The sequence below is a fragment of the Eubacterium sulci ATCC 35585 genome, assembly GCA_001189495.1.
Taxonomy (GTDB): domain Bacteria; phylum Bacillota; class Clostridia; order Peptostreptococcales; family Anaerovoracaceae; genus Eubacterium_B; species Eubacterium_B sulci.
This window is the reverse complement of record CP012068.1, coordinates 1187580-1209368: the sequence shown is the minus strand read 5'-3', so window position 1 is coordinate 1209368 and position 21789 is coordinate 1187580. Positions and strand designations below refer to the sequence as shown.

The following is a 21789-nucleotide window of genomic DNA, read 5'->3' as shown; positions in this document are numbered from 1 at the left end:
AAGTTTCTTGACATATTGTCGTATCAAACATTATAATATAATTTGTGTGAGAATATCAAGGCATATTCTTTTTTTGAGCATGCCGTTCGTACATAATAAAATATGAATAAAGGAGGTGCTTCAATGACTCCGACAGCCGTGATTTTAATTGTTGTAGTTGGTGCAGTTACCCTTATTGCGGGACTGTTAATCGGATATATTTACAGAAAAAGCGTTGGCGAAAAGATAATTGGAAACGCAGAACAGGTTGCACAGAATTTGATTCTAGATGCAGAGAAAAAATCCGAAACAATTGAGAAGGAAATTACGTTAGAAGCCAAAGAGGAAGCGCATCGTGTAAGAAACGATGTAGAAAAGGAAGTAAGAGAAAGAAGAAATGAGCTTACACGTTCAGAAAGACGAATAGCTCAGAAGGAAGAGACGGTAGATCGCAAGCTTAGCAGCATAGAGAGGAAAGAAGAAGATCTAGCGAAAAAGCAAATCGAGATATCGAAGCAAAAGGAAGAGCTAGACTCATTCCTTGAGAAGAGAATTGTTGAACTTGAGAGAATTTCAGGATTGACAGCCGAAGAGGCGAAGCAGCTATTGTTAACCGAGATAGAAAAGGACGTAAGACACGACGCATCTTTGATGATTAAAGACATCGAGATGAAGGCTAAGGAAGAAGCTGACATTAAGGCTAAAGATATCATAGTCGGCGCTATTCAAAGATGTGCAGCTGATCAGGTTGCAGAATCTACAGTATCTGTTGTCCAGCTACCTAACGATGAGATGAAGGGTAGAATTATTGGTAGAGAAGGAAGAAATATCAGAGCGATAGAGACTCAGACAGGTGTTGATCTAATCATTGACGATACACCAGAGGCCGTAATCGTCTCATGTTTTGACCCAGTGAGAAGAGAGATCGCAAGACTTGCGCTTGAGAAGCTAATCACTGACGGAAGAATCCATCCAGCTCGTATAGAGGAGATGGTAAACAAGGCAACTAAGGAAGTAAACAGCATAATTAAATCTGAAGGTGAGAGAGCTACTTTTGAGGTCGGTATACACAACCTTCATCCAGAGCTTGTAAAGCTTCTAGGACGTTTGAGATATAGAACATCATACGGACAGAACGTACTAAACCATTCAATTCAGGTTGCACACCTTGCAGGACTTATGGCTGGTGAGCTAGGACTAAATGTTAAGCTTGCAAAAAGAGCTGGTCTGCTTCACGACATAGGTAAGGCTTTAGACCATGAGTTTGAGGGTACACACGTAGATATCGGTATAACTGTACTTAAGAAGTACAAGGAGACTGATGCTGTTATCAACGGTATGGCTGCTCACCATGGTGATTATGAGCCACAGTCAGCAGAAGCAGTTTTGATAGCTGCAGCTGATGCTCTTTCAGCAGCTAGACCTGGTGCTCGTAGAGAAACTCTAGATGTATATATCAAGAGACTTGAGACACTTGAGAATATAGCAAATACAACTCCTGGAGTTGAGAAGTCATTTGCAATTCAGGCAGGAAGAGAAATTCGTATCATTGCAAATCCTAATGAGATAGGTGATGACAGCATCGCACTACTCGCAAGAGAAATCTCCAAGAAGATTGAATCTGAACTAGAATATCCAGGACAGATTAAGGTAAACGTTGTGAGAGAGACTCGTGCAATAGATTACGCAAAATAAGAATTGATATTGCTTAGGCTCCCCATAAAGGGGAGTCTTTTGTTCTAAATGAATCAGAAGATTGTTTTAAGATGTTAATGTTCGGCTTAAGCTAGATGGAAACAAGATGAATACATTATTAGAAGGTGAAAATAAAAGCTTTTTTTACAGAAGAATATTGACAGTTACCATACCTGTTGTCATACAGAACATGCTTAACATCGGGCTAAACCTAGCGGACACTATCATGATAGGTAGGTTAGGTGAACTTGAGCTTGCAGCAACAGGAGCAGCGAATCAGGTCTTTGGAATCTTTATTTCTGTGTGCTTTGGGTTCTACAGTGGAACAGCCGTATTTGTAGCACAGTACTATGGTGTAAAGGATATTAAAAGCATTAGGAAGCTCATTGGATTTGATATAGCACTTGGCGCATTAATTGGGCTTGCTTTCTTAAGCATAGCGCAACTTAAAGCAGAGAGCATAATCCATATATTTGCTAAGGATGAAATGGTTATAGCATACGGAAGCAGATATCTAAGAATAGTTTCGCTTTCGTATATTTTGATGGCTATTTCCTTTGCTTTAAGCTATAATTCGCGAGTTGTTGCTAGAATGAAAGTACCGACTATAATAAACGCAAGCGCGATGGTGATAAATATAGTTTTGAACTATTTATTGATTTACGGTGTAGGTGCTTTTCCACGCCTTGGTGTATCAGGAGCAGCTTTTGCAACTTTGATAGCGAGGGGACTTGAGCTTGTAGCACTAGTTATATACATTGCCGGTGATAAAACACATCCATTCCATGCGGCCTTTAAGGAATTATTCGTCAAGGATTTTGGTCTATACAATAGAGTTGTCAAAACAGGACTGCCTGTGGTATTTAGCGAAAGCGGTTGGTCAATAGGGCTTACGCTTGTATTTGCAACATATGGAATTATAGGCCCTTCAGCACTTGCAGTAATCCAGGTTGCAAGCCTCACGAGCATGATTTTTCAAAGCGTAATATTTGGCTTTGGTAATGGTGCATCAGTGGCTATAGGTGAGACTCTTGGAATAGGAAAGTTTGAGCTTGCTAAGCTTTATGCAAACAAGACAATAAAGATAGCTTTAGTTATGATAGCTTGTATGGTAGCAGGAATTATACTTATGATAAAGCCTATATCAGCAATATATAACTTCAGTCCAGAGACGACTGAGCTTCTTGGAAAGGTTTTGGTAGTATTTGCATTTACATTAATTCCTAGAATGCTATCGTATATTTTCCAGTGCGGGATACTGCGAGCAGGTGGTGACACGCTGTTTTGTATGGTGATTGAGCTTACGAGCAATCTAGTCATAGAACTTGCCATGGCATACACAGCTGTAGTATTCTTGAAGTGGCCACTTCAAATGTGTATTGCGCTAGCGTCGCTTGGAAATATTTTTAAGATGTCGGCATTCATATATAGATATAAGAGTGGCAAGTGGCAAAAGAAAGTGATTTAATTTGATTTTGAGGATAAATTAATGCAGGTATATTTGGATAACAGTGCGACTACAAAGGTTTGCAAGGAGGCTGCAGACAAGGCCTATGAGGTAATGACTGAGGGATACGGAAACCCATCTTCGCTTCATAGTCTTGGCAACAATGCGGCCAAGGAACTTAAAAACGCAAGAAACGCAATTTTAGATAGGTTTGGCGGTGGAAATAAGTCTCAGCTCATATTCACATCAAGCGGTACCGAAAGCGATAATATGGCGATAATAGGCACCTTTAATAGGCTTAAGCGTAGGGCTGATGAGATTATTACAACTGAGGTTGAACACCCAGCAGTACTAGAAGCCTGCAAGTATTTAGAGAGGCAGGGGGCCAAGGTTAAATATTTAAGTGTCGATTCAGAGTGTAAGATTAATTTAGACGAGCTCAGGTCTGAAATTAGTGAGAAGACCGCTTTAATCTCTGTTATGACTGTTAATAATGAGACCGGATCAATCATGCCTATATCAAAGATTGCAGAACTTAAGAGTAACGCAATTTTGCACACGGATGCCGTTCAGGCATTTGGAAAGCTTAGCATGGATAAGCTTAATGCAGATTTGATTAGCATCAGTTCTCATAAGATAAATGGTCCTAAGGGTACCGGAGCTCTGTATGCTAAAAGCGTAGAACTCCTTTCGCCTATTCTTCATGGTGGTGGACAGGAAAAGGGATATAGATCTGGTACGGAAAATCTTCCAGGAATAGCAGCCTTTGGAGTTGCAACGGAGAAGGCATACGCAAATCTAGATGAAAGAACTAAGAAAATCGAAGAATTGAATGGTTATTTTAGAAATGGAATAGAAGAGGAACTAGAAGATATTAGATTCAATAGCCCAGTAGATGCTTGCCCATCAGTTCTTAATGTATCTATTCTTGGTACTAGAGCTGAAGTTATACTCCATAGGCTTGAGCAGGATGGAATAATGGTTTCGACTGGTTCTGCTTGTTCATCAGGTAAGAAGGGCGATAGCCACGTTCTAAAAGCTATGGGACTTAGCCACAAAGATATTGAAGGCGCAATCAGATTCAGCTTTGGTGCAGATAATACAATAGAGGAGCTAGACTATGTGATAAGCAAATTGAAGGATGCAGTTACCGGATTTAGAAAGTTAGGTAGCTTTAGATAGAGTTTCTGAAAGGAAGTATAAATGAACGAAGAAAAGATTTTGATAGTAAGATGCGGTGAGGTTGCCCTTAAGGGAATGAACAAGCCGTATTTTGAAAGAATGCTTGCGGAGAGAATACACAAGAGACTAAAGGCTGCTGGATATGGCAAGGCAAGCGTAAAAAGACACGAAGGCCTAATCTTTGTTAGATTTGATAGAGAATGGGATACAGTACAGCTTGCTGGCGAGATATCAAAGGTATTTGGCGTTGCTTCAATAAGCCCTGCGGTAGAATCTGAGTCAAATATGGAAGCTATCGGGGTAGAGGCTGTAAGCTTTATGGAAAAACTATGTGAGGAGAGGTGTGTAAGAACTTTCAAAGTTGAAGCAAAGAGAGCTGACAAACAGTTTCCTATTAAATCTCCTGATATTGCAAGACAGATAGGTGGATATGTGCTAAAAGGACTTAAAGTCCTAAAGGTAGATGTTCATAGCCCAGATGTTAGACTCTTTGTTGATGTAAGACATGATAGATCTTATATATATGCGGATAAGATTGCAGGATTTGGTGGCCTTCCTCTAGGAACTAACGGTAAGGGACTTGTTCTCCTTTCTGGCGGAATAGATTCACCAGTTGCAGCTTGGATGATGGCAAAGCGTGGAATGATGATTGAAGCTGTTCACTTCCACTCATATCCATACACATCGCCTAGGGCGCAGGAGAAGGTAGAGGATTTAGCAAAGATAGTCGCTTCATACTGTGGAAGCTTCAAGATGCATGTTATAAACATTTTACCTATACAGGAGCAGATAGTTAAAAACTGTCCAGAAGCTGAGACCACAATACATGTAAGACGATTCATGATGAGAATTGCAGAGAAGATTGCAGAGAGAAATTCTGCGATGATGTTGATTACAGGCGAAAATCTAGGACAGGTGGCAAGTCAAACTGCAGAAGCATTAGTTGTAACGGATAACTGTGTTAATATGCCCGTTATGAGACCTTTGATAGCCATGGATAAGATAGATATAATCGCTAAGGCTCAGGAGATTGGTACGTTTGAGACTTCCATAGAGCCATACGAGGATTGCTGTACAGTATTTTTGCCAAAGCATCCTACAACAAAACCACAGCTAGACAAGATAGAAATATCAGACTCAAAGCTTGATATCGACGCACTTGTTGAAAGTGCAATAGCTGAAGAGGAAATAATCTACATAAGAGCATAACCCAAAAGTGAACCCTAAACTGTTCACTTATCGAAAGCACTTAGATATTGACAAATTCTTATCATATAATGGTCAAAAGGGCTTGCAAAAAAAGTGAAAAGGTGCTTTACTATATTTGTATGCTGTTATTTTTATAACAAGGTGTACAGCTTTAATAAGTATTGGCTTTTCTTCTAAATGTCAAGAAGAATCGTTATAATTTTTTAAGGAGGCAATTACATGAACTTTCAACTGACGAAGGAACAGGAATTCGTACAGAAAATGGTGAGAGAATTCGCTAAAACAGAAGTTGAACCTTTAGCTGCTGAAATCGATCAGGAGCACCGTTTTCCGGTAGAAACTGTAGAGAAGATGGCTAAGTATGGTTTGCTTGGCATTCCTTTCCCAACAAAGTACGGCGGAATGGGTGGAGACGAGGTGTCCTACTCAATTACAGTATCTGAGCTAGCAAAGGTTTGCGCATCAACCTCAGTTATCGTATCTGCACACACATCACTATGCTGCTGGCCAATTTATAAGTATGGTACAGAGGATCAGAAGATGAAGTATCTTCCAGAGCTACTATCTGGTAAGAAGCTAGGTGCTTTCGGTCTTACAGAACCAAATGCAGGTACAGACGCATCAGGACAGCAGACAAGAGCTGAACTTGACGGTGACGAGTGGGTACTAAACGGAGCTAAGTGCTTCATCACAAATGGTGGATACGCAGAGGTATTCGTAGTTATGGCTATGACAGATAAGTCAAAGGGTAACCACGGAATAAGCGCATTCATCGTAGAGAAGAACGATCCAGGATTCTCAATCGGTAAGACTGAGGACAAGATGGGTATCTGTGCTTCTTCAACAACAGAGCTTATTTTCCAGAACTGCCGCATTCCTAAGGACAGACTCCTCGGTGGACTTGGCAAGGGATTTAAGGTTGCTATGCAGACTCTTGATGGTGGACGTATCGGTATTGCTTCACAGGCTCTCGGAATTGCAGAGGGTGCTCTAGAAGTAACGATTGAATACATGAAGCAGAGAAAGCAGTTCGGCAAGAAGCTTGCTCAGATGCAGGCACTTCAGTTCGTAGTAGCTGATCTTGCTACAAAGGTAGAAGCTGCAAAGCTATTAGTTTTGAAATCAGCATTCTGTGAGGATGCAGGCCTACCTTACGGTGTTCCAGCTGCAATGGCTAAGCTATTTGCTGCAGAAACAGCTATGGAAGTAACTACAAAGTGCGTACAGCTACACGGCGGTTACGGATACACCAAGGATTACCCAGTAGAGAGAATGATGCGTGACGCTAAGATCACTGAGATCTATGAAGGAACTTCAGAAGTTCAGAGAATGGTTGTTGCAGCATCGCTTCTACGCTAATAGGATAAGGAGGATATGAAGTAATGGCATTTAAAATTGTTGTTTGCGCAAAACAAGTTCCAGATACAAACGAAATCAAGATCAATCCTGAAACGGGATCATTGATCAGAGATGGTGTACCTAGCATCCTAAATCCAGACGATGCTAACGCACTAGAAGAAGCGCTAAGAATTAAAGATACAGACCCAGAAAACATCAAGGTTACAGTTGTAAGCATGGGACCTCCACAGGCTCAGGAAATGCTTTTCGAGTGTATCGCTATGGGTGCTGACGATGCAGTTCTACTATCAGATAGAGCAGTTGGTGGTTCAGATACATGGGCTACATCAAACGCTATCACAGCTGCAATCGAGAAGATTGGCGAATTCGACATGATCATCGGTGGAAGACAGGCTATCGACGGAGACACAGCTCAGGTTGGACCTCAGATTGCTGAGAAGCTAAACCTTCCACAGGTAACATATGTTCAGAAATGCGAAATGAGTGCTGACAAAACAAAGGTTACAGTACAGAGACAGCTAGAAGACGGTTACGAAGTAATCGAAGTTCCAATTCCATGCATGCTAACATGCACAAAGGAGCTAAACACTCCAAGATACATGAACATTGCAGGAATCTTCAAGCCAGAGAAGGACATCAAGGTTTGGAGTGCAGCTGACGTAGAAGTTGACCTATCAACAGTAGGTCTAAAGGCTTCCCCAACAAACGTTTTCCGTTCATTCACACCTAAGCCAAAGGGAAAAGGAACAATGCTTGAGGGAGATTCCGAGAAGGAAGTTGCTCAGAAGCTAATCGTTGCTTTGAAGAAGAAGCACATCATTTAAGGAGGATATGAACATGTCAGAAGTAAATTTTGCTGAATACAAAAATGTATGGGTATTCGCTGAACAGCGTGACGGCAAGCTCATGAACGTTGCCCTCGAGTTGATTGGTGAAGGACACAGACTATCAAGAGATATCAGCGCTGATTCAAAGGTAGCTGCTCTATTGGTAGGTGACAAGGTTGAGCATCTTGCTCAGGAATGCTTCGAATATGGCGCAGACCTTGTATACATCATCGAAGACCCACTACTAAAGAACTACACAACAGATGCTTACACAAAGGTAATCACTGCTGCTCTTCGTGAATATAAGCCAGAGATCATCATGTATGGTGCTACACACATCGGACGTGACCTAGCTCCTCGTGTAGCTGGTCGTGCAAACGTTGGTCTAACAGCTGACTGTACTCACCTTGATATCAGAGTTGATAAGTACATCGACTTCACATCAAAGAACACAACACTTAACACATCATCACTAGATCCTAATGATCCAGATACAAAGCTAAAGATGACTCGTCCTGCTTTTGGTGGTAACCTAATGGCTACTATCGTCAGCCCTACATCAAGACCTCAGATGTCAACTGTAAGACCTGGCGTTATGTCAAAGCTAGAGAGAAAACCTGGAGCTACAGGCGAAATCATCAAGTGCAATGTTGATCTTGATGCTTCAGATATCAGAACAAAGATTATCGATATCGTTAAGTCAGCTAAGGAAATGGTATCACTAACAGATGCTGATATCATCTGCTCAGGCGGAAGAGGACTTGGCGATGCTAAGGGATTTGAGCTTATCCAGAAGCTAGCTGATAAGGTTGGCGGTGTTGTAGGTTCATCACGTGCTGCTGTAGATTCAGGTTGGATTGATCACAGCCACCAGGTTGGACAGACAGGTACAACAGTTAAGCCACAGATCTACTTCGCTTGCGGTATCTCAGGTGCTATCCAGCATCTAGCAGGTATGCAGGATTCAGACATCATCATTGCTATCAATAAGGATGCTGATGCTCCTATCTTCGAAGTTGCAGACTACGGAATCGTTGGAGACCTATATCAGGTAATTCCACAGATTATCGAAGAGTGGGACAACGCTGAAGCTCTTGCAGACGCAGTAGCTGAATAATCTATGGATTATAAATAAGTCTTATTCAGAAGTCGCTACAAATGTAGCGACTTCTGTTGTTTTTTGACTAGGGCTTGTGATACTATATCATTTATAACGGAGGATTAAATGGATATCATTGAGACAAGAAGGATATATTTTCATAAGGTACTAATGATTGGAATCCCAGTAGTACTCCAAAATCTGATTAGTATAAGCCTTAATTTGCTAGATACGATAATGATTGGCAGGCTCGGAGAGAACGAGGTCGCAGCAGTCGGGGCAGCAAATCAAGTTTATTTTGTTTTTACTGTGACGATGTTTGGGCTTTTTAGCGGAGCAGCTGTTTTTACTGCGCAATATTGGGGCGCTAAGAATCTAGATGGCGTGCATAAGATGGTTGGAATTGACTACTTTGTTGGAGCCTTGCTTGCTGTGCTTGTAAGTCTTGCAAGCTATATTTTTGCGCCACATATAATAAATGTATTTTCATCTAGTCCTAAGGTAATAGAGATAGGAGCTAGGTATCTTAGAATAGTATGCATTTCGTACTTATTTGGTACAATATCAATGGCCATTTCATATAACTGCAGAGCTGTCCAAAATCTCAAGTTTCCAACCTTTATAAGCTTTATTGCGTTTTTCATGAACGCAAGTCTTAACTATATTTTGATATTTGGCAAACTTGGTCTTCCGGCTCTAGGAGTTGAAGGTGCAGCTATTGCAACACTTATAGCAAGGGTCTCTGAATTTACTGTGCTTTTGGCATACTTGATTTTTGACAAGGCACATCCTTTACATGCGAGCATAGGAAATTTATTTTCTTTTGATAGGGCTCTTTTCTTTAGGGTTATGAGAACAGCTCTTCCCGTTGTTGCAACTGAGGGAAGCTGGGCTATGTCATTTGCACTAATTTTGGCTGCCTACGGAAAACTAGGAACTTCAGCACTTGCAGTAGCTCAGGTTGCAAATGTAATTGCAAGTGTTTTGCAATCGCTATATTTTGGACTTGGAAACTCAACTGCTGTGATAATTGGAGAGGGTCTTGGACAGAGAAATAAGGAAAAGGCTCAGTATTTTGGAAGGCTTTCACTTATTACAACAATAGTATTTAATATTGTAATAACTGCTTTTCTGATTTTGATAAGTAGTCGTATAGCAAGTATATATGCCTTCAATGCTGAAACCATGGATCTTTTGATTAAGACGATTATAGTTGAAGCGATTTTGATTACGCCAAAGATGACTGCATATATGTTTATTGTTGGCATTCTGAGAGCGGGTGGAGATACGGTATTTTGTATGAAGATAGAGATATTCTGTAATCTCCTAATAAGCCTTCCACTAGCTTATATAAGCGTAATGGCCTTTCATGTTAGTCTTCCTGTGGCTTTAATTTTCGTAGACTTAGGTGATGTAATTCGAATACTAGTTTGTTATCCAAGGTATAAGAGCCGTAAATGGATTAATATTTTGACATAGGCTGTAATATGGTTTATGTATATAAATAGAGTTAACGGAGGTAAGTGGTTGAGATATATACTTTTACTTCGCGGTGTAAATGTTGGTGGGAAGAATAAGGTTTCCATGAGTGAATTGAAAAACATGTTGCTTACATCAGGTTTTGAAGATATTGATTCATATATCAACAGTGGAAATCTTTTTTTTACGAGTTTTCAGAAGCGTGAAAGCTGCATATCAAAGATAAGACAAGTGTTAGATACTAATTATAACTTTTCTATTCCTTTTGCTTTAATGACTAAAGATGAGTATTTAGAAGAGAGGGCGAGTTTGCCTAATTGGTGGTATGAAAATCTAGCTAGAAGGGACGTTTTGTTCTTTTCGTGTGGCCTAGATACATCAAACATTATTGACTTTCTAAATAAAGAAAATTTCTATAATGAAATAATATATGTGGGTAAGAACGCGATATTTTGGGGAAAATACGATGAGTCAGAATATCTAAAAACTACCTACCATAAAAAACTAATCAAACAGGATTTTTACAAGGAAATCACGATTCGAAATGGGAAAACATTTGAAAAGATAGCAGAATTTATCTAAAATCTATGCATAGTTATATATTAGGTTTGTAATAAAACAAGGAGATTTAAATGAATTTAAAGAGCAATAATTATCCAGATATTGAGTACGAGAAAGGTGAAGAAATTTTTCTAGCACCAGAGGAATTTGGAGGTTCATTTTACTTTGATGTAGAGGAAGATTTGACTTTAGATGAAGAGGCTATGAATAATGTAGCCGAGGCCCTAGATGAAGTTGATACATTTGTAATATCAGCAAAAGACTTTTTAAAAAAGATTCTCGCGGGCGAGGAAAACGAGGATTACGGCACGGTATCATATTTCATGGAATATCATAGAGATGAGATGGATGAGGATACTCTATCAGAGATATTTCCGTCAAGTGATATAGACACAATGACATTTGCAGAGATGGTAGAATATTTAGAAGCTGTTCGTTTTGGAAGTATTATTGATAATAAAACAGAGGAACAGGCTTTTATTATGGATTTAAGTTTTGATACTGAATTAACAGATGAACTTATGGTTATTCGTTTTAATTTAGATAAACAGCCATACTATGTAGCCCATGAAAGTTAATTCACTTATAATTAATCATACAGCATTTAAAAGACAGTAGATCTAGTAGATTTTCTGTCTTTTCTTTATAAAAATAAAATGAAGGGATCATTCAATTTATAATTATCTTTTATACTATTTTCAAGTTCAAAGTATGCTTTCATGTCACTTGGCTGCGCCGGGATCCCTTTTTCCCAATACATGTTTCCGTAATAAAGCTTCATTGCCCAATAGTAAGGATATTCATGGCTTAGTAATACGGCTTCTATTGCATTTGAAACAGGTTTTGCAAGATGAGATTGAGATACAGTTTCAGATGCAATTTCGTATGAGATACCTACATAATGAGACAATAGGTGTTTAATCAATTCACAGAAGCTATACTGATTAACGACTATTCTATCACCACCATCTTTAAAGACAATGCCATCTTTTAGCATAAGTTAATACCTCCAAAATTGATGAGATGTTTGACGAGCTTTTGAGTTGGAAGACCGACGATATTTTCGTAGCTTCCGCTTATTGATTCTATATACTGCCCAAAAGCGCCCTGAATAGCGTATGAACCTGCTTTATCGTATGGTTCGTCACTTTGTATATATTTTTCAATCTGCGCCGCAGAAAGGCGTTTTACGGTCACATCCGACCTGTCGTAAAATACATCAAAGCGCTCTGAAATCGCATCGTAGATGGCAACTCCAGTGTAGACGCTGTGGATTCTTCCGGAGATTGATTCTATCATCTTGCGTGCGTCATCCTTGCTCTCAGGTTTTCCTAGAACCTTATCACAATATACGACAGTATCTGCACTGATAATAAGGCTGTTTTTGTCTATATCATTATGCTCAAGGCAGTACTGGCATTTCTTTAGGGCAAGAAACATTACAAGATCCTTTGCAGAGGAGATTCCGCTCGTATTTTCATCTGCATTAGTAGGAAGTATATCAAAGCTTGGAACTAGCTTTGATAGAAGCTCGACTCTTCGAGGAGAAGCCGATGCAAGTATGATTCTTTTATTAGCTTGCTCTTGATTTTTCATTTGTTCTCCATATAAAAGGAATTTATCTGTGTATCATATTATTATATATCATATCTGGCGTTTGGGGAATGATTTACATCATTTTGCATTTGTGATATAATGACTTATCGCTTTGGAGGAGTTAAATATGAGCAGAATGGACAAGAAAAGGCGACAGAAAGAAGCCGCTGCAGTTACAGATATTGCAGGCAAGGTTAAGAAAAAAGGTCGTCTCAAGCTTTACCATAAGATAATAATAGTAATTTTGATAATCGCTATGATCGTAGTCGGAGTAGGTTACGGTTATATATATAGCAAGCTGAACAAGATTAAGAGAGATAAGGTCGAGAACTATACAGATAAGGAACTATCGTGCGTTGATGTTGATGGATATGTAAACATCCTTCTCATTGGTATAGATTCAAGAGACATATCTGATTATAAGGATGCGAGAGCTGATGCTATAATCATAGCAAGTATAGAGGAAAAAACAGGTAAGGTTTACCTGACATCTATCTACAGAGACACTTATTTGAAGCTAGGTGATGAAAACTATTATGATAAGATAAATCACGCTTTTGCAAATGGTGGTCCTAAGGAGATGATGAAGACCGTTAATCAGGCGCTAGATTTGAATATCAAGAAGTATGTATTGTTCAATTTTAAGGCAGTTTCAGATGTTGTCGAGGAAGTCGATGGTATAAATATCGATGTTAAGGACTATGAGATAGATGAGCTGAATAAGTATACGTATGAGACTGCACTAATTATCGGAACTGAGAATTACAACATGGTTAGCGAGGCAGGACCTCAGAAGCTGACAGGACCTCAGGCTGTTGCCTACGGAAGAATCCGTAAGGGTGTAGGCGACGACTTTAAGAGAACTGAGCGAATGAGAACTGTTATCAAGAAGCTTTTGACCAAGGTTAAGAAGCAGAGCTTCCTCAAGATAGATAACCTCATCGATGCAACCATGCCACAGATTAGAACAAACCTCAGCAACTCAGATATTCTAACCTTTGGATATAAGCTAAAGGACTTCAACATTAAGGGTAGCAAGGGATTCCCATATACAATAACCACGGGATATCTAAATGGCGCTGCATATGTATTCCCGGCAGACCTTGAGAATGATGTAATAGAGCTGCATAAGAAGGTGTTTAAGAATAAGAAGTATAAGCCAAGCAAGAGCGTTCTTGAGATAAGCGCGCAGATTGCAAATGATGCTGGATTATCATCAGGACAGTCTGTTGTTGATCCGAATGCTGTTATTAACAATCCGACAAATAATACGGATATTCTTGAACCAGAATCCAATAATTCACAGCAGACACAGAACAATTATTCGCAAAATAGTGGAGAAAACCAAAGCGGAAATCAGAGTGGGAACGAGCAGAACACGCAGCCACAGCAGCCACAGCAGCCAGATCAAAATCAAGGACAGACTCAGCCAGTGCAACCAGTGCAACCAGTTCAGCCGGTACAGCCAACTAATCCATAAAGGCATGATAAAAGAGATTAGGAGAATACCTAATCTCTTTTTTATAAGCTTATATAGTTTACTGTCTTGCTCTATATTCTTGTATGATTTTGACACCACTGCTAGTGCCTAGTCTATCTGCACCAGCATCTATTAGAGCAAGGGCAAAGTCTAGGTCTCTAATTCCGCCAGAGGCTTTAATCTTTAGGTTCTTGCCTAAACGCAAGATGGTTTCCTTGATTATTTCTATGTCGTGTATATTTGCGCCTCTTGTTGAAAAACCAGTTGATGTCTTTATAAAGTCTGCGTTATTTTCGCAACAGATTTCGCTGACTTTGATGATTTCATCTTCTGTAAGTAGGGCAGTTTCAATGATAACCTTGAGTATGGCAGATTTTTCGTGGCATGCTTTTGCAAGTATGTAAATTTCTTTACTTACATAATCGTAGTTACTAGCCTTTAATTCACCGATATTTATGACCATATCGATTTCGGATGCGCCATTTTCTATGGCTTCTATACATTCTGCAAGCTTATTGTTACTAGTGGTCATTCCTAGAGGAAAGCCTACTACTGTAGCAATCTTTACATTACTGCCTTCAAGTGACTGTTTTGCTAGGCTTATATAGCAAGGATTTACACATACGCAGTAGAAATCATATTTTTTGGCTTGATCGCACAGTTCGCTGACTTTGATGCTTGTTGCATCAGCGGAAAGGATGGTGTGATCGATATATTCGTTTAAATTCATATTTGACTCCTAAACAATTACTCGTTTTGATTTATTATAACATGTTTAGGGTATCCACTGATATAAGTAATTTGGCACATGATGTATGTGCTAGATGTAGATTTGGAGTGATTACTATGGAAATAGAATTGAAATATAGACTTAACGATGCGTCAGAGGCTGAAGCCATATTTAGCGACGCAAGGATATTTGCTATGACAGATCCTGGATCAGAGAAGACTATCAAGATGCATGCTGCTTACTTTGATACCGAAGATGCTAGCCTTAGTTCAAAAGGAATAGTATTTAGGGTCAGGGAAGAGGGTGATAAGCTAATGGCTACGCTCAAGTGGGACGGAGTGAGTATAGATGGACTTCACGCACGTGAGGAGATAAATGTGCCACTTAGTGATAGAGGACATTTTGACAATCCAAATATCTGCGTATTTTCGGAAAGCGATATTTATGAGAAGCTTGAGTCTGCGGTCCTAGGTAAGGAACTTGTTTTGATGATGGAAATGAGCTTTGTGAGAAGGGCTGTGAGACTGGATACGGGTACAGGAATTTTTGAGCTTTCTGTAGATAATGGAAATATAAGCTGCAGGGGCAAAACTAAGCAAATTAATGAATTAGAAATAGAACTTTTTTCGGGTTCAAACGATGAACTTAAGGAATTAGGGGAATATATATCAAATAAATTCAAAATTTCACCAGAAAATCATAGTAAATTCAAGCAAGGCTTGGATTTAGTCGACAAAAATAGGGTATAATTGAGTGAAATGGCTTATAAACCTTTACTTTATGGCGCATAAATGATAAAATAAAATGCTAAATTAGTTAAATATTATAAGATAATAATGATGGTAATATTGGAGGACGCACTTAAATGAAAGCAACATTAATTTCAAAGGAAAACAACAGAGCAAAATTCACTATGGACTTCACAGCAGAGGAATTTGAAGCAGCTGTTGTAAAAGCATATCAGGATAGCAAGGATAAGTTCAATATCGATGGATTTAGAAAGGGTAAGGCTCCACGTAGCATTATCGAAAAGCACTTTGGAGAGGGAGTGTTCTTTGAGGATGCAATCAACAACCTATTCCAGACAGCTTATCCAGAAGCACTTAATGAGCTTGACCTAGAGGTAATCGATTCACCACAGGCTGATTTCAGCGAGATTGGTAAGGGTAAGCCTCTAACAGTTACAATCGATGTTGCTGTTTATCCAGTAGTTGAGGTTAAGGACTACAAGGGAATTGAAGTAGAACAGGTTGACCCTGAGGTTACAGAAGAGGACGTTGACAGAGATATCGAAGCTATGCGTAAGAGAAACTCACGTATGGTTGTAGCAGATAGACCTGTTGAGAATGGAGATACAGTAATTCTTGACTACGCTGGGTTCGTTGGTGATGAGCAGTTCCAGGGAGGAACAGCTGAGAACCAGGAACTAAAGATTGGATCAGGAATGTTCATTCCAGGATTTGAAGAGCAGTTAATTGGTGTTAAGGCTGGAGAATCTAAGGATGTAGTCGTTACATTCCCTGAAGAGTATCAGGCCAAGGAGCTTGCTGGTAAGGAAGCAACATTCAAGTGCACAGTTCACGAAGTTAAGTTTGAGGAACTACCAGAGCTTGATGATGAATTTGCTAAGGATGTAAGCGAGTTTGATACACTTGCTGAGCTTAGAGATGATGCAAGAGCAAGAATCCTAGAGTCAGTTAAGCTACAGTGCGAGAACGAAGCTAAGGATAAGGTAATCGCTCAGGTATATGAGAACAACAAGATTGAGGCTCCTGCAACAATGGTAGCTGACGAGATGGATAGAATGATCCAGGAACTTGAGCAGCAGATGAGATACCAGGGACTAAACATCCAGCAGTACCTACAGTTCACAGGTTCAACTCTAGATGATTTCCGTAATGAGATTAAGCCAGAAGCTGAGAAGCGTGTCGCTACAAGAATCGTTCTAAGATCTATCGGAGACGTTGAGAATGTAGAAGTTACAGACGAGGATCTAGATAAAGAACTACAGAGAATGTCTGAAGCATACAACACAGATCCAGAGAACATCAAGAAGATGCTTGGAGAAGAAAATCTAGCATTCTTCCGTAAGGACATCGCTTTGACAAAGGTTATGGATATGCTTTACAACGAAGCTAAGATCACTTTGGTTAAGGCAAAAGACCTTGAGGCAAAGAAGGCTGAAGAGAAGTCCGAAGAAGGAAAGGATAAATAAGAATGGCAATGATACCTTATGTTATTGAACAGACAAGTAGAGGCGAGAGAAGCTACGATATATACTCAAGAATGCTAAAGGACAGAATCATCTTTCTCGGAGACGAGATAGATGATCATGTTGCTAACCTTGTAGTAGCACAACTACTCTTTCTCGATGCTGAAGATAGCGAAAAGGATATCAACCTTTATATTAACTCGCCAGGTGGTTCAGTCACAGCAGGACTTGCTATACTCGATACCATGAACTATATTAAGGCAGATGTTTCAACAATTTGTGTTGGGCTAGCTGCAAGTATGGGAGCTGTACTTCTTTCTTCAGGAGCAAAGGGAAAGCGTTTCGCCCTTCCAAATGCAGAGATTATGATACACCAACCTCTTGGAGGAGCCAGAGGTCAGGCAAGCGATATCAGAATCCATGCGGATTGGATAACTAAGACCAAGACTAAGCTAAATAATATTCTTAGCGAAAACACAGGTCAGAGCTTCGAGAAAGTAGAAGAAGACACAGATAGGGATAATTTTATGACCGCTGATGAGGCAAAGCAATACGGCCTTGTTGATGAGGTTATAAGGAGATAGTAAGGAACAAAGATGACAGAGAAAAACGAACAGAATGGCGAATTGCATTGCTCGTTTTGTGGAAAGCCACAGAGCGAAGTAAGGCGCTTAGTAGCAGGACCAGGAGTATACATTTGTGATGAGTGTATACAAATGTGTTCAGAATTGATAGATGAAATGCCAATGGAAGATGTCTTCGGTGGAGATTCAAATATATCTTTTGATGAGCTTCCAAAGCCAAAGGAGATTTTTGAGTATCTATCGGATTACGTAGTTGGTCAGGATAGAGCAAAGAAGACACTTTCCGTTGCAGTTTATAATCACTATAAGAGAATCAATGCGCTTGGAAAGGCAGATGATTCGGAGGTAGAGCTACAGAAGAGCAACATCGTTATGATTGGACCTACGGGTTCTGGTAAGACTTTGATTGCTCAGTCTCTTGCAAAGGTATTAGATGTTCCATTTGCAATTGCAGACGCTACGGCGCTAACAGAGGCAGGCTATGTAGGAGAGGATGTTGAGAATATTCTACTGAGACTTCTTCAGGCAGCTGATTACGATACAAAGAAAGCCGAAAGAGGCATTATATATATAGATGAGATTGATAAAATCGCCAGAAAATCGGACAATCCATCTATTACAAGGGATGTAAGCGGAGAAGGGGTGCAGCAGGCACTTTTAAAGATTTTAGAGGGCACAGTTGCAAATATCCCTCCACAGGGAGGCCGTAAGCATCCACACCAAGAGTTTATACAGCTCGATACAACAAATATACTGTTTATATGTGGCGGAGCCTTTGATGGACTTAATGTAATGATCCAGAGAAGACTTGGCGAGAAAGTTATAGGTTTTAATTCTGGAGAAAAGGGAGTTGAGGTAGAAACCGAAAAGGCACTTGTACATCTTGAGCCAGAGGATTTACTGAAGTTTGGTCTAATTCCAGAATTCATTGGTAGACTTCCTGTTATAGTTACTCTTGATGAGCTTGATGTAGATGCTCTCAAGATGATTATGACAGAGCCTAAGAATGCACTTGTTAAACAGTACGAGAAGCTATTTGAGCTCGATGGCGTCGAATTAGAGATGACGGATGATGCAATAGACGCTATTGCACACAAGGCGATAGAGAGAAAGACGGGAGCGCGTGGTCTTAGAAGTATCTTTGAGAAGATAATGAATGAGGTTATGTATGAGATTCCGTCACGCGAAAATGTATCAAAATGTATAGTTACAGAGGAAACTGTCAATAATGGTAATGAGCCTAAGCTGATAGAAATGATTGACTAAAATCTCGTAAAATTCCAGGCGACTTCTTTGTCGCCTGATTTATTAGAAAGGAGAATTTTATGGAAGACAAGAAAAACACTGCAGCAGAGACCTTTGCTGAAAATATAGATACATATGAAAACGATAATGATGTGATAATGGATTTGGAAGAAGATGAGGTTGAGAAAGTATATCCTTGCATTCCTCTTAGAGGAGTTTCAATCTTCCCAAATACAGTTATTCACTTTGACATAGGTAGAGAAAAATCAATAAGAGCATTGGAAAAGGCTATGGCGGGAGACAGAATGATGTTCGTGTCATCTCAGAAGGATGATAATGTTTTGATTCCTACTTTTTCTGATGTTTACGATATGGGCTGTATCGTTAAGGTTAAGCAGATGCTTAAGATCAACGGCGATGCTGTCAGAGTTCTAGTTAGTGGAGTTTGCAGAGCAAAGCTAAGTAGAGTGGTTAGTGAGGATGTTTTAATGTCCTGCACAGTATTTGAGCTTCCCGAGGAGGTTGATCCTGATGTACTCAATGTTGAGGAAAAGGCACACCTTAGAATCCTAACTGAGAAGTTCATCGAGTACGCTGCTCTCTCAGAGCGACTTAACGAGGAATCAATTGATAAAGTGCTTTCAGAAACAAATCCATCAGCACTAGTTGATAATATAGCTAATGAGCTAGTACTTCCTGTTGCAAAGAAACAGCGCATACTTGAGGCTACACCTTTTGTACACCGCCTTGAGGTTTTGCTTGTTATCGTAAGTGAGGAAATCGAGATTGCTGCTGTTGAGAAGGAGCTTGCTCGTAAAGTTAAGGAAAATGTCGATAAGAATCAGAAGGACTACTTCCTTAAGGAAAGAATGAAGGTCATTCAGGAAGAGCTTGGCGAAGAAGAAAACGCAATAGAAGAAGCTGATGAATGGCTAAAGAAACTAGATGAACTCAAACTTGATGAGAAGATAGATGCTAAGGTTCGCAAGGAAATCAAACGATTTACAAAGATGGCACCATCATCTGCTGAGAGTGCAGTTATTAGAAACTATGTTGAGACAATTATTGAGCTTCCGTGGGATAAGGCATCTAAGGTTAACATTAACATAGCAAAGGCCGAAAAGACACTTGAGCAGGATCACTACGGACTGAAGTCTGTTAAGGAGAGGGTGCTAGAGTATCTAGCGGTAATTCATTTATCAAAAGGAATCAAAGGCCCTATCCTCTGCCTAGTAGGCCCTCCAGGAACAGGAAAGACATCAGTTGCAAGATCGATTGCTAAGGCTACAGGAAGAGAGTTTATTCGTATGTCACTTGGTGGAGTTAGAGACGAAGCTGAGATTCGTGGACATAGACGTACATACATTGGTGCAATTCCAGGAAGAATTATCACAAGTATCAAAGATAGTGGTGTTAATAATCCATTATTCCTCTTTGATGAAATCGATAAGCTAGGTGCGGATTATAAGGGTGATCCTTCGTCAGCACTTCTAGAGGTTCTTGATCCAGAGCAGAATAAGACATTTACAGACCACTTTCTAGACATACCTTTTGATTTATCAAAGGTGCTATTCGTAACTACAGCTAATTCGCTAGACACAATTCCAAGACCTCTACTAGACCGTATGGAGGTTATCCAGGTAAGCGGATATACTGAGGAAGAGAAGCTAAAAATCTCTGAGAAATACCTAATTCCTAAGCAAGAAAAGGAACATGGCCTACGTAGAAATAGCTTAAATATCTCAGAGAAGGCTATCAGAGATATAATAAACTACTATACAAGAGAGTCTGGTGTAAGAAACCTAGAGAGAAGAATTGCAGATGTTTGCCGTAAGGCAGCTATGCAGACAGTAACTCGCGGAAAGAAGACATACTCAGTAACTCCAAGAAACCTTGATAAGTATCTCGGACAGAGAAAGTTTAGATACGATATTATCGAAGGAGCTGGAGAAATCGGTGTAGTTAACGGTATGGCATGGACAGCTGTAGGTGGCGAGACGCTATCGATAGAGACTTTGATTCTCGATGGAACAGGTAAGATTTCTTTGACTGGTAAACTTGGAGATGTAATGCAGGAATCTGCAAAGACAGGGCTTAGCTATATCAGATCAATTGCAAAGGAATTTGATATTGAGGATGACTTCTATAAGAACAAAGATATTCACATTCACGTTCCAGAGGGCGCTGTGCCAAAGGATGGACCATCAGCAGGTGTAACTATGTTTACATCAGTTGTGTCTGCTTTGACAAAGGTAGCTGTACGCAAGGATGTTGCAATGACAGGTGAGATTACCCTGACAGGAAAGGTTCTTCCTGTTGGCGGAATCAAAGAAAAGGTTCTAGCTGCTTATAGAGCGGGAATAAGAACTATTTTGCTTCCTAAGGACAATGTAAAGGATCTTGAGGAAATACCACAGTCAGTGAGAAAGAACCTCAAGGTTGTGGGACTAGAATATGCTAAGGAAGCCTTACCGGAGGCGTTAGAAAAGTAATGAGAATTATCAGGTCAGAATTGGAAGCGGTCGCAGTAAGACCAAATCAGTATCCAGATGCAAGTCTTGATGAAATAGCATTTGTAGGGCGCTCAAATGTAGGAAAATCCTCGCTGCTCAACCTGTTAACAAACAGGAAGAGTCTGGCGAGGGTCAGCGGAAACCCAGGAAAAACAAGGACGATTAACTTCTATTTGATAAACGATGCATTTCGCTTTGTCGACCTGCCTGGATATGGCTATGCTAAGGTATCAAAGAGTATTACAGCTGACTGGGACAGAATGATGGATGATTTCTTTAAACAGAGAAAAAACCTTAAGAGGGTAGTTCAGCTTGTCGATATTAGACACGAGCCATCAAAACTAGATGTTCAGATGTATGAATACCTAAGAAGTTATGGACTTGATGGACTTGTTTGTGCCACAAAGGCAGACAAAATATCCGGAAATCAGAAGCAGAAAAATCTATCGATAATCAGAAAGAGTCTAAACCTTGGTAAGGAAGATAAGATTGTTCCAGTTTCTGCGCTCAAGAAGACTGGACATGATGTGTTACTTGACTATATTGCTGAGGAACTTGGCATAGAATAGTTAGTGACATATTGAGTCATTTA

20 protein-coding genes are annotated in these 21789 nt (G+C 39.9%); 17 read left to right on the top strand and 3 right to left on the bottom strand.

The window, feature by feature from the left end:
* The first annotated feature begins 123 nt into the window (after positions 1-123).
* The 10 genes from ADJ67_05590 to ADJ67_05545 all read left to right on the top strand — a co-directional run bounded on the left by ADJ67_05590 (position 124) and on the right by ADJ67_05545 (position 11415).
* Positions 124-1674: a ribonuclease gene (locus ADJ67_05590; protein AKT47158.1), complete on the top strand. Its 1551-nt coding sequence runs from the start codon at positions 124-126 to the stop codon at positions 1672-1674.
* A gap of 106 nt (positions 1675-1780) precedes the next feature.
* Complete coding sequence (locus ADJ67_05585) at positions 1781-3142, top strand: hypothetical protein (GenBank protein ID AKT47157.1); 1362 nt, start codon at positions 1781-1783, stop codon at positions 3140-3142.
* 21 nt (positions 3143-3163) lie between these two features.
* On the top strand, positions 3164-4303 hold the full coding sequence (locus tag ADJ67_05580; GenBank protein ID AKT47156.1) for a hypothetical protein: 1140 nt from the start codon (positions 3164-3166) through the stop codon (positions 4301-4303).
* A gap of 21 nt (positions 4304-4324) precedes the next feature.
* Entirely contained in the window at positions 4325-5512 is a 1188-nt protein-coding gene (locus tag ADJ67_05575) for a thiamine biosynthesis protein ThiI (protein AKT47155.1), read from the top strand.
* Between the two features lie 219 nt (positions 5513-5731).
* Positions 5732-6871: an acyl-CoA dehydrogenase gene (locus ADJ67_05570; protein ID AKT47154.1), complete on the top strand. Its 1140-nt coding sequence runs from the start codon at positions 5732-5734 to the stop codon at positions 6869-6871.
* Positions 6872-6894: 23 nt separating this feature from the next.
* Positions 6895-7695, top strand: a complete 801-nt coding sequence (locus tag ADJ67_05565; GenBank protein ID AKT47153.1) for an electron transfer flavoprotein subunit beta — start codon at positions 6895-6897, stop codon at positions 7693-7695.
* A gap of 13 nt (positions 7696-7708) precedes the next feature.
* Positions 7709-8815, top strand: coding sequence for an electron transfer flavoprotein subunit alpha (locus tag ADJ67_05560; protein AKT47152.1), 1107 nt, complete (start codon positions 7709-7711; stop codon positions 8813-8815).
* Between the two features lie 108 nt (positions 8816-8923).
* On the top strand, positions 8924-10276 hold the full coding sequence (locus tag ADJ67_05555; protein AKT47151.1) for a hypothetical protein: 1353 nt from the start codon (positions 8924-8926) through the stop codon (positions 10274-10276).
* 48 nt (positions 10277-10324) lie between these two features.
* Positions 10325-10858 carry a phosphopentomutase gene (locus ADJ67_05550; GenBank protein ID AKT47150.1) on the top strand — a complete coding sequence of 178 codons (534 nt, stop codon included), beginning with the start codon at positions 10325-10327 and terminating at the stop codon, positions 10856-10858.
* A 50-nt stretch (positions 10859-10908) separates the two neighbouring features.
* Complete coding sequence (locus ADJ67_05545; GenBank protein AKT47149.1) at positions 10909-11415, top strand: hypothetical protein; 507 nt, start codon at positions 10909-10911, stop codon at positions 11413-11415.
* A gap of 65 nt (positions 11416-11480) precedes the next feature.
* Here the strand turns inward: ADJ67_05545 and ADJ67_05540 are convergent, their stop codons facing one another.
* Together ADJ67_05540 and ADJ67_05535 are read right to left on the bottom strand one after the other, a co-directional pair.
* Entirely contained in the window at positions 11481-11834 is a 354-nt protein-coding gene (locus ADJ67_05540; protein AKT47148.1) for a hypothetical protein, read from the bottom strand.
* The gene (locus ADJ67_05535) at positions 11828-12433 is read right to left on the bottom strand and encodes a hypothetical protein (GenBank protein AKT47147.1); all 606 of its coding nucleotides are present in this window, start codon (positions 12431-12433) and stop codon (positions 11828-11830) included. The genes ADJ67_05540 and ADJ67_05535 overlap by 7 nt, the downstream gene beginning before the upstream one ends.
* 127 nt (positions 12434-12560) lie before the next feature.
* On the opposite strand from ADJ67_05535, the gene ADJ67_05530 reads away from it, so the two are divergent.
* Entirely contained in the window at positions 12561-13913 is a 1353-nt protein-coding gene (locus ADJ67_05530) for a hypothetical protein (GenBank protein ID AKT47146.1), read from the top strand.
* A 58-nt stretch (positions 13914-13971) separates the two neighbouring features.
* On the opposite strand, the gene ADJ67_05525 is transcribed toward ADJ67_05530, so the two are convergent.
* A complete protein-coding gene (locus tag ADJ67_05525) occupies positions 13972-14643 on the bottom strand; it encodes a deoxyribose-phosphate aldolase (protein AKT47145.1) in 672 nt (223 codons plus the stop codon).
* Between the two features lie 116 nt (positions 14644-14759).
* Between ADJ67_05525 and ADJ67_05520 the strand changes: the two genes are divergently transcribed.
* The 6 genes from ADJ67_05520 (at position 14760) to ADJ67_05495 (ending at position 21766) form a co-directional block, all read left to right on the top strand.
* Positions 14760-15392, top strand: coding sequence for a hypothetical protein (locus tag ADJ67_05520; protein ID AKT47144.1), 633 nt, complete (start codon positions 14760-14762; stop codon positions 15390-15392).
* A 116-nt stretch (positions 15393-15508) separates the two neighbouring features.
* The gene (tig, locus tag ADJ67_05515; GenBank protein ID AKT47143.1) at positions 15509-16858 is read left to right on the top strand and encodes a trigger factor; all 1350 of its coding nucleotides are present in this window, start codon (positions 15509-15511) and stop codon (positions 16856-16858) included.
* 2 nt (positions 16859-16860) lie between these two features.
* Entirely contained in the window at positions 16861-17439 is a 579-nt protein-coding gene (locus ADJ67_05510; GenBank protein AKT47142.1) for a Clp protease, read from the top strand.
* Positions 17440-17451: 12 nt separating this feature from the next.
* Positions 17452-18705 carry an ATP-dependent protease gene (locus ADJ67_05505; protein AKT47141.1) on the top strand — a complete coding sequence of 418 codons (1254 nt, stop codon included), beginning with the start codon at positions 17452-17454 and terminating at the stop codon, positions 18703-18705.
* Between the two features lie 137 nt (positions 18706-18842).
* A complete protein-coding gene (locus ADJ67_05500) occupies positions 18843-21176 on the top strand; it encodes a peptidase (protein ID AKT47689.1) in 2334 nt (777 codons plus the stop codon).
* Complete coding sequence (locus ADJ67_05495) at positions 21176-21766, top strand: GTP-binding protein (GenBank protein AKT47140.1); 591 nt, start codon at positions 21176-21178, stop codon at positions 21764-21766. Before ADJ67_05500 ends, ADJ67_05495 begins: the two co-directional genes overlap by 1 nt.
* Positions 21767-21789 lie beyond the last annotated feature (23 nt).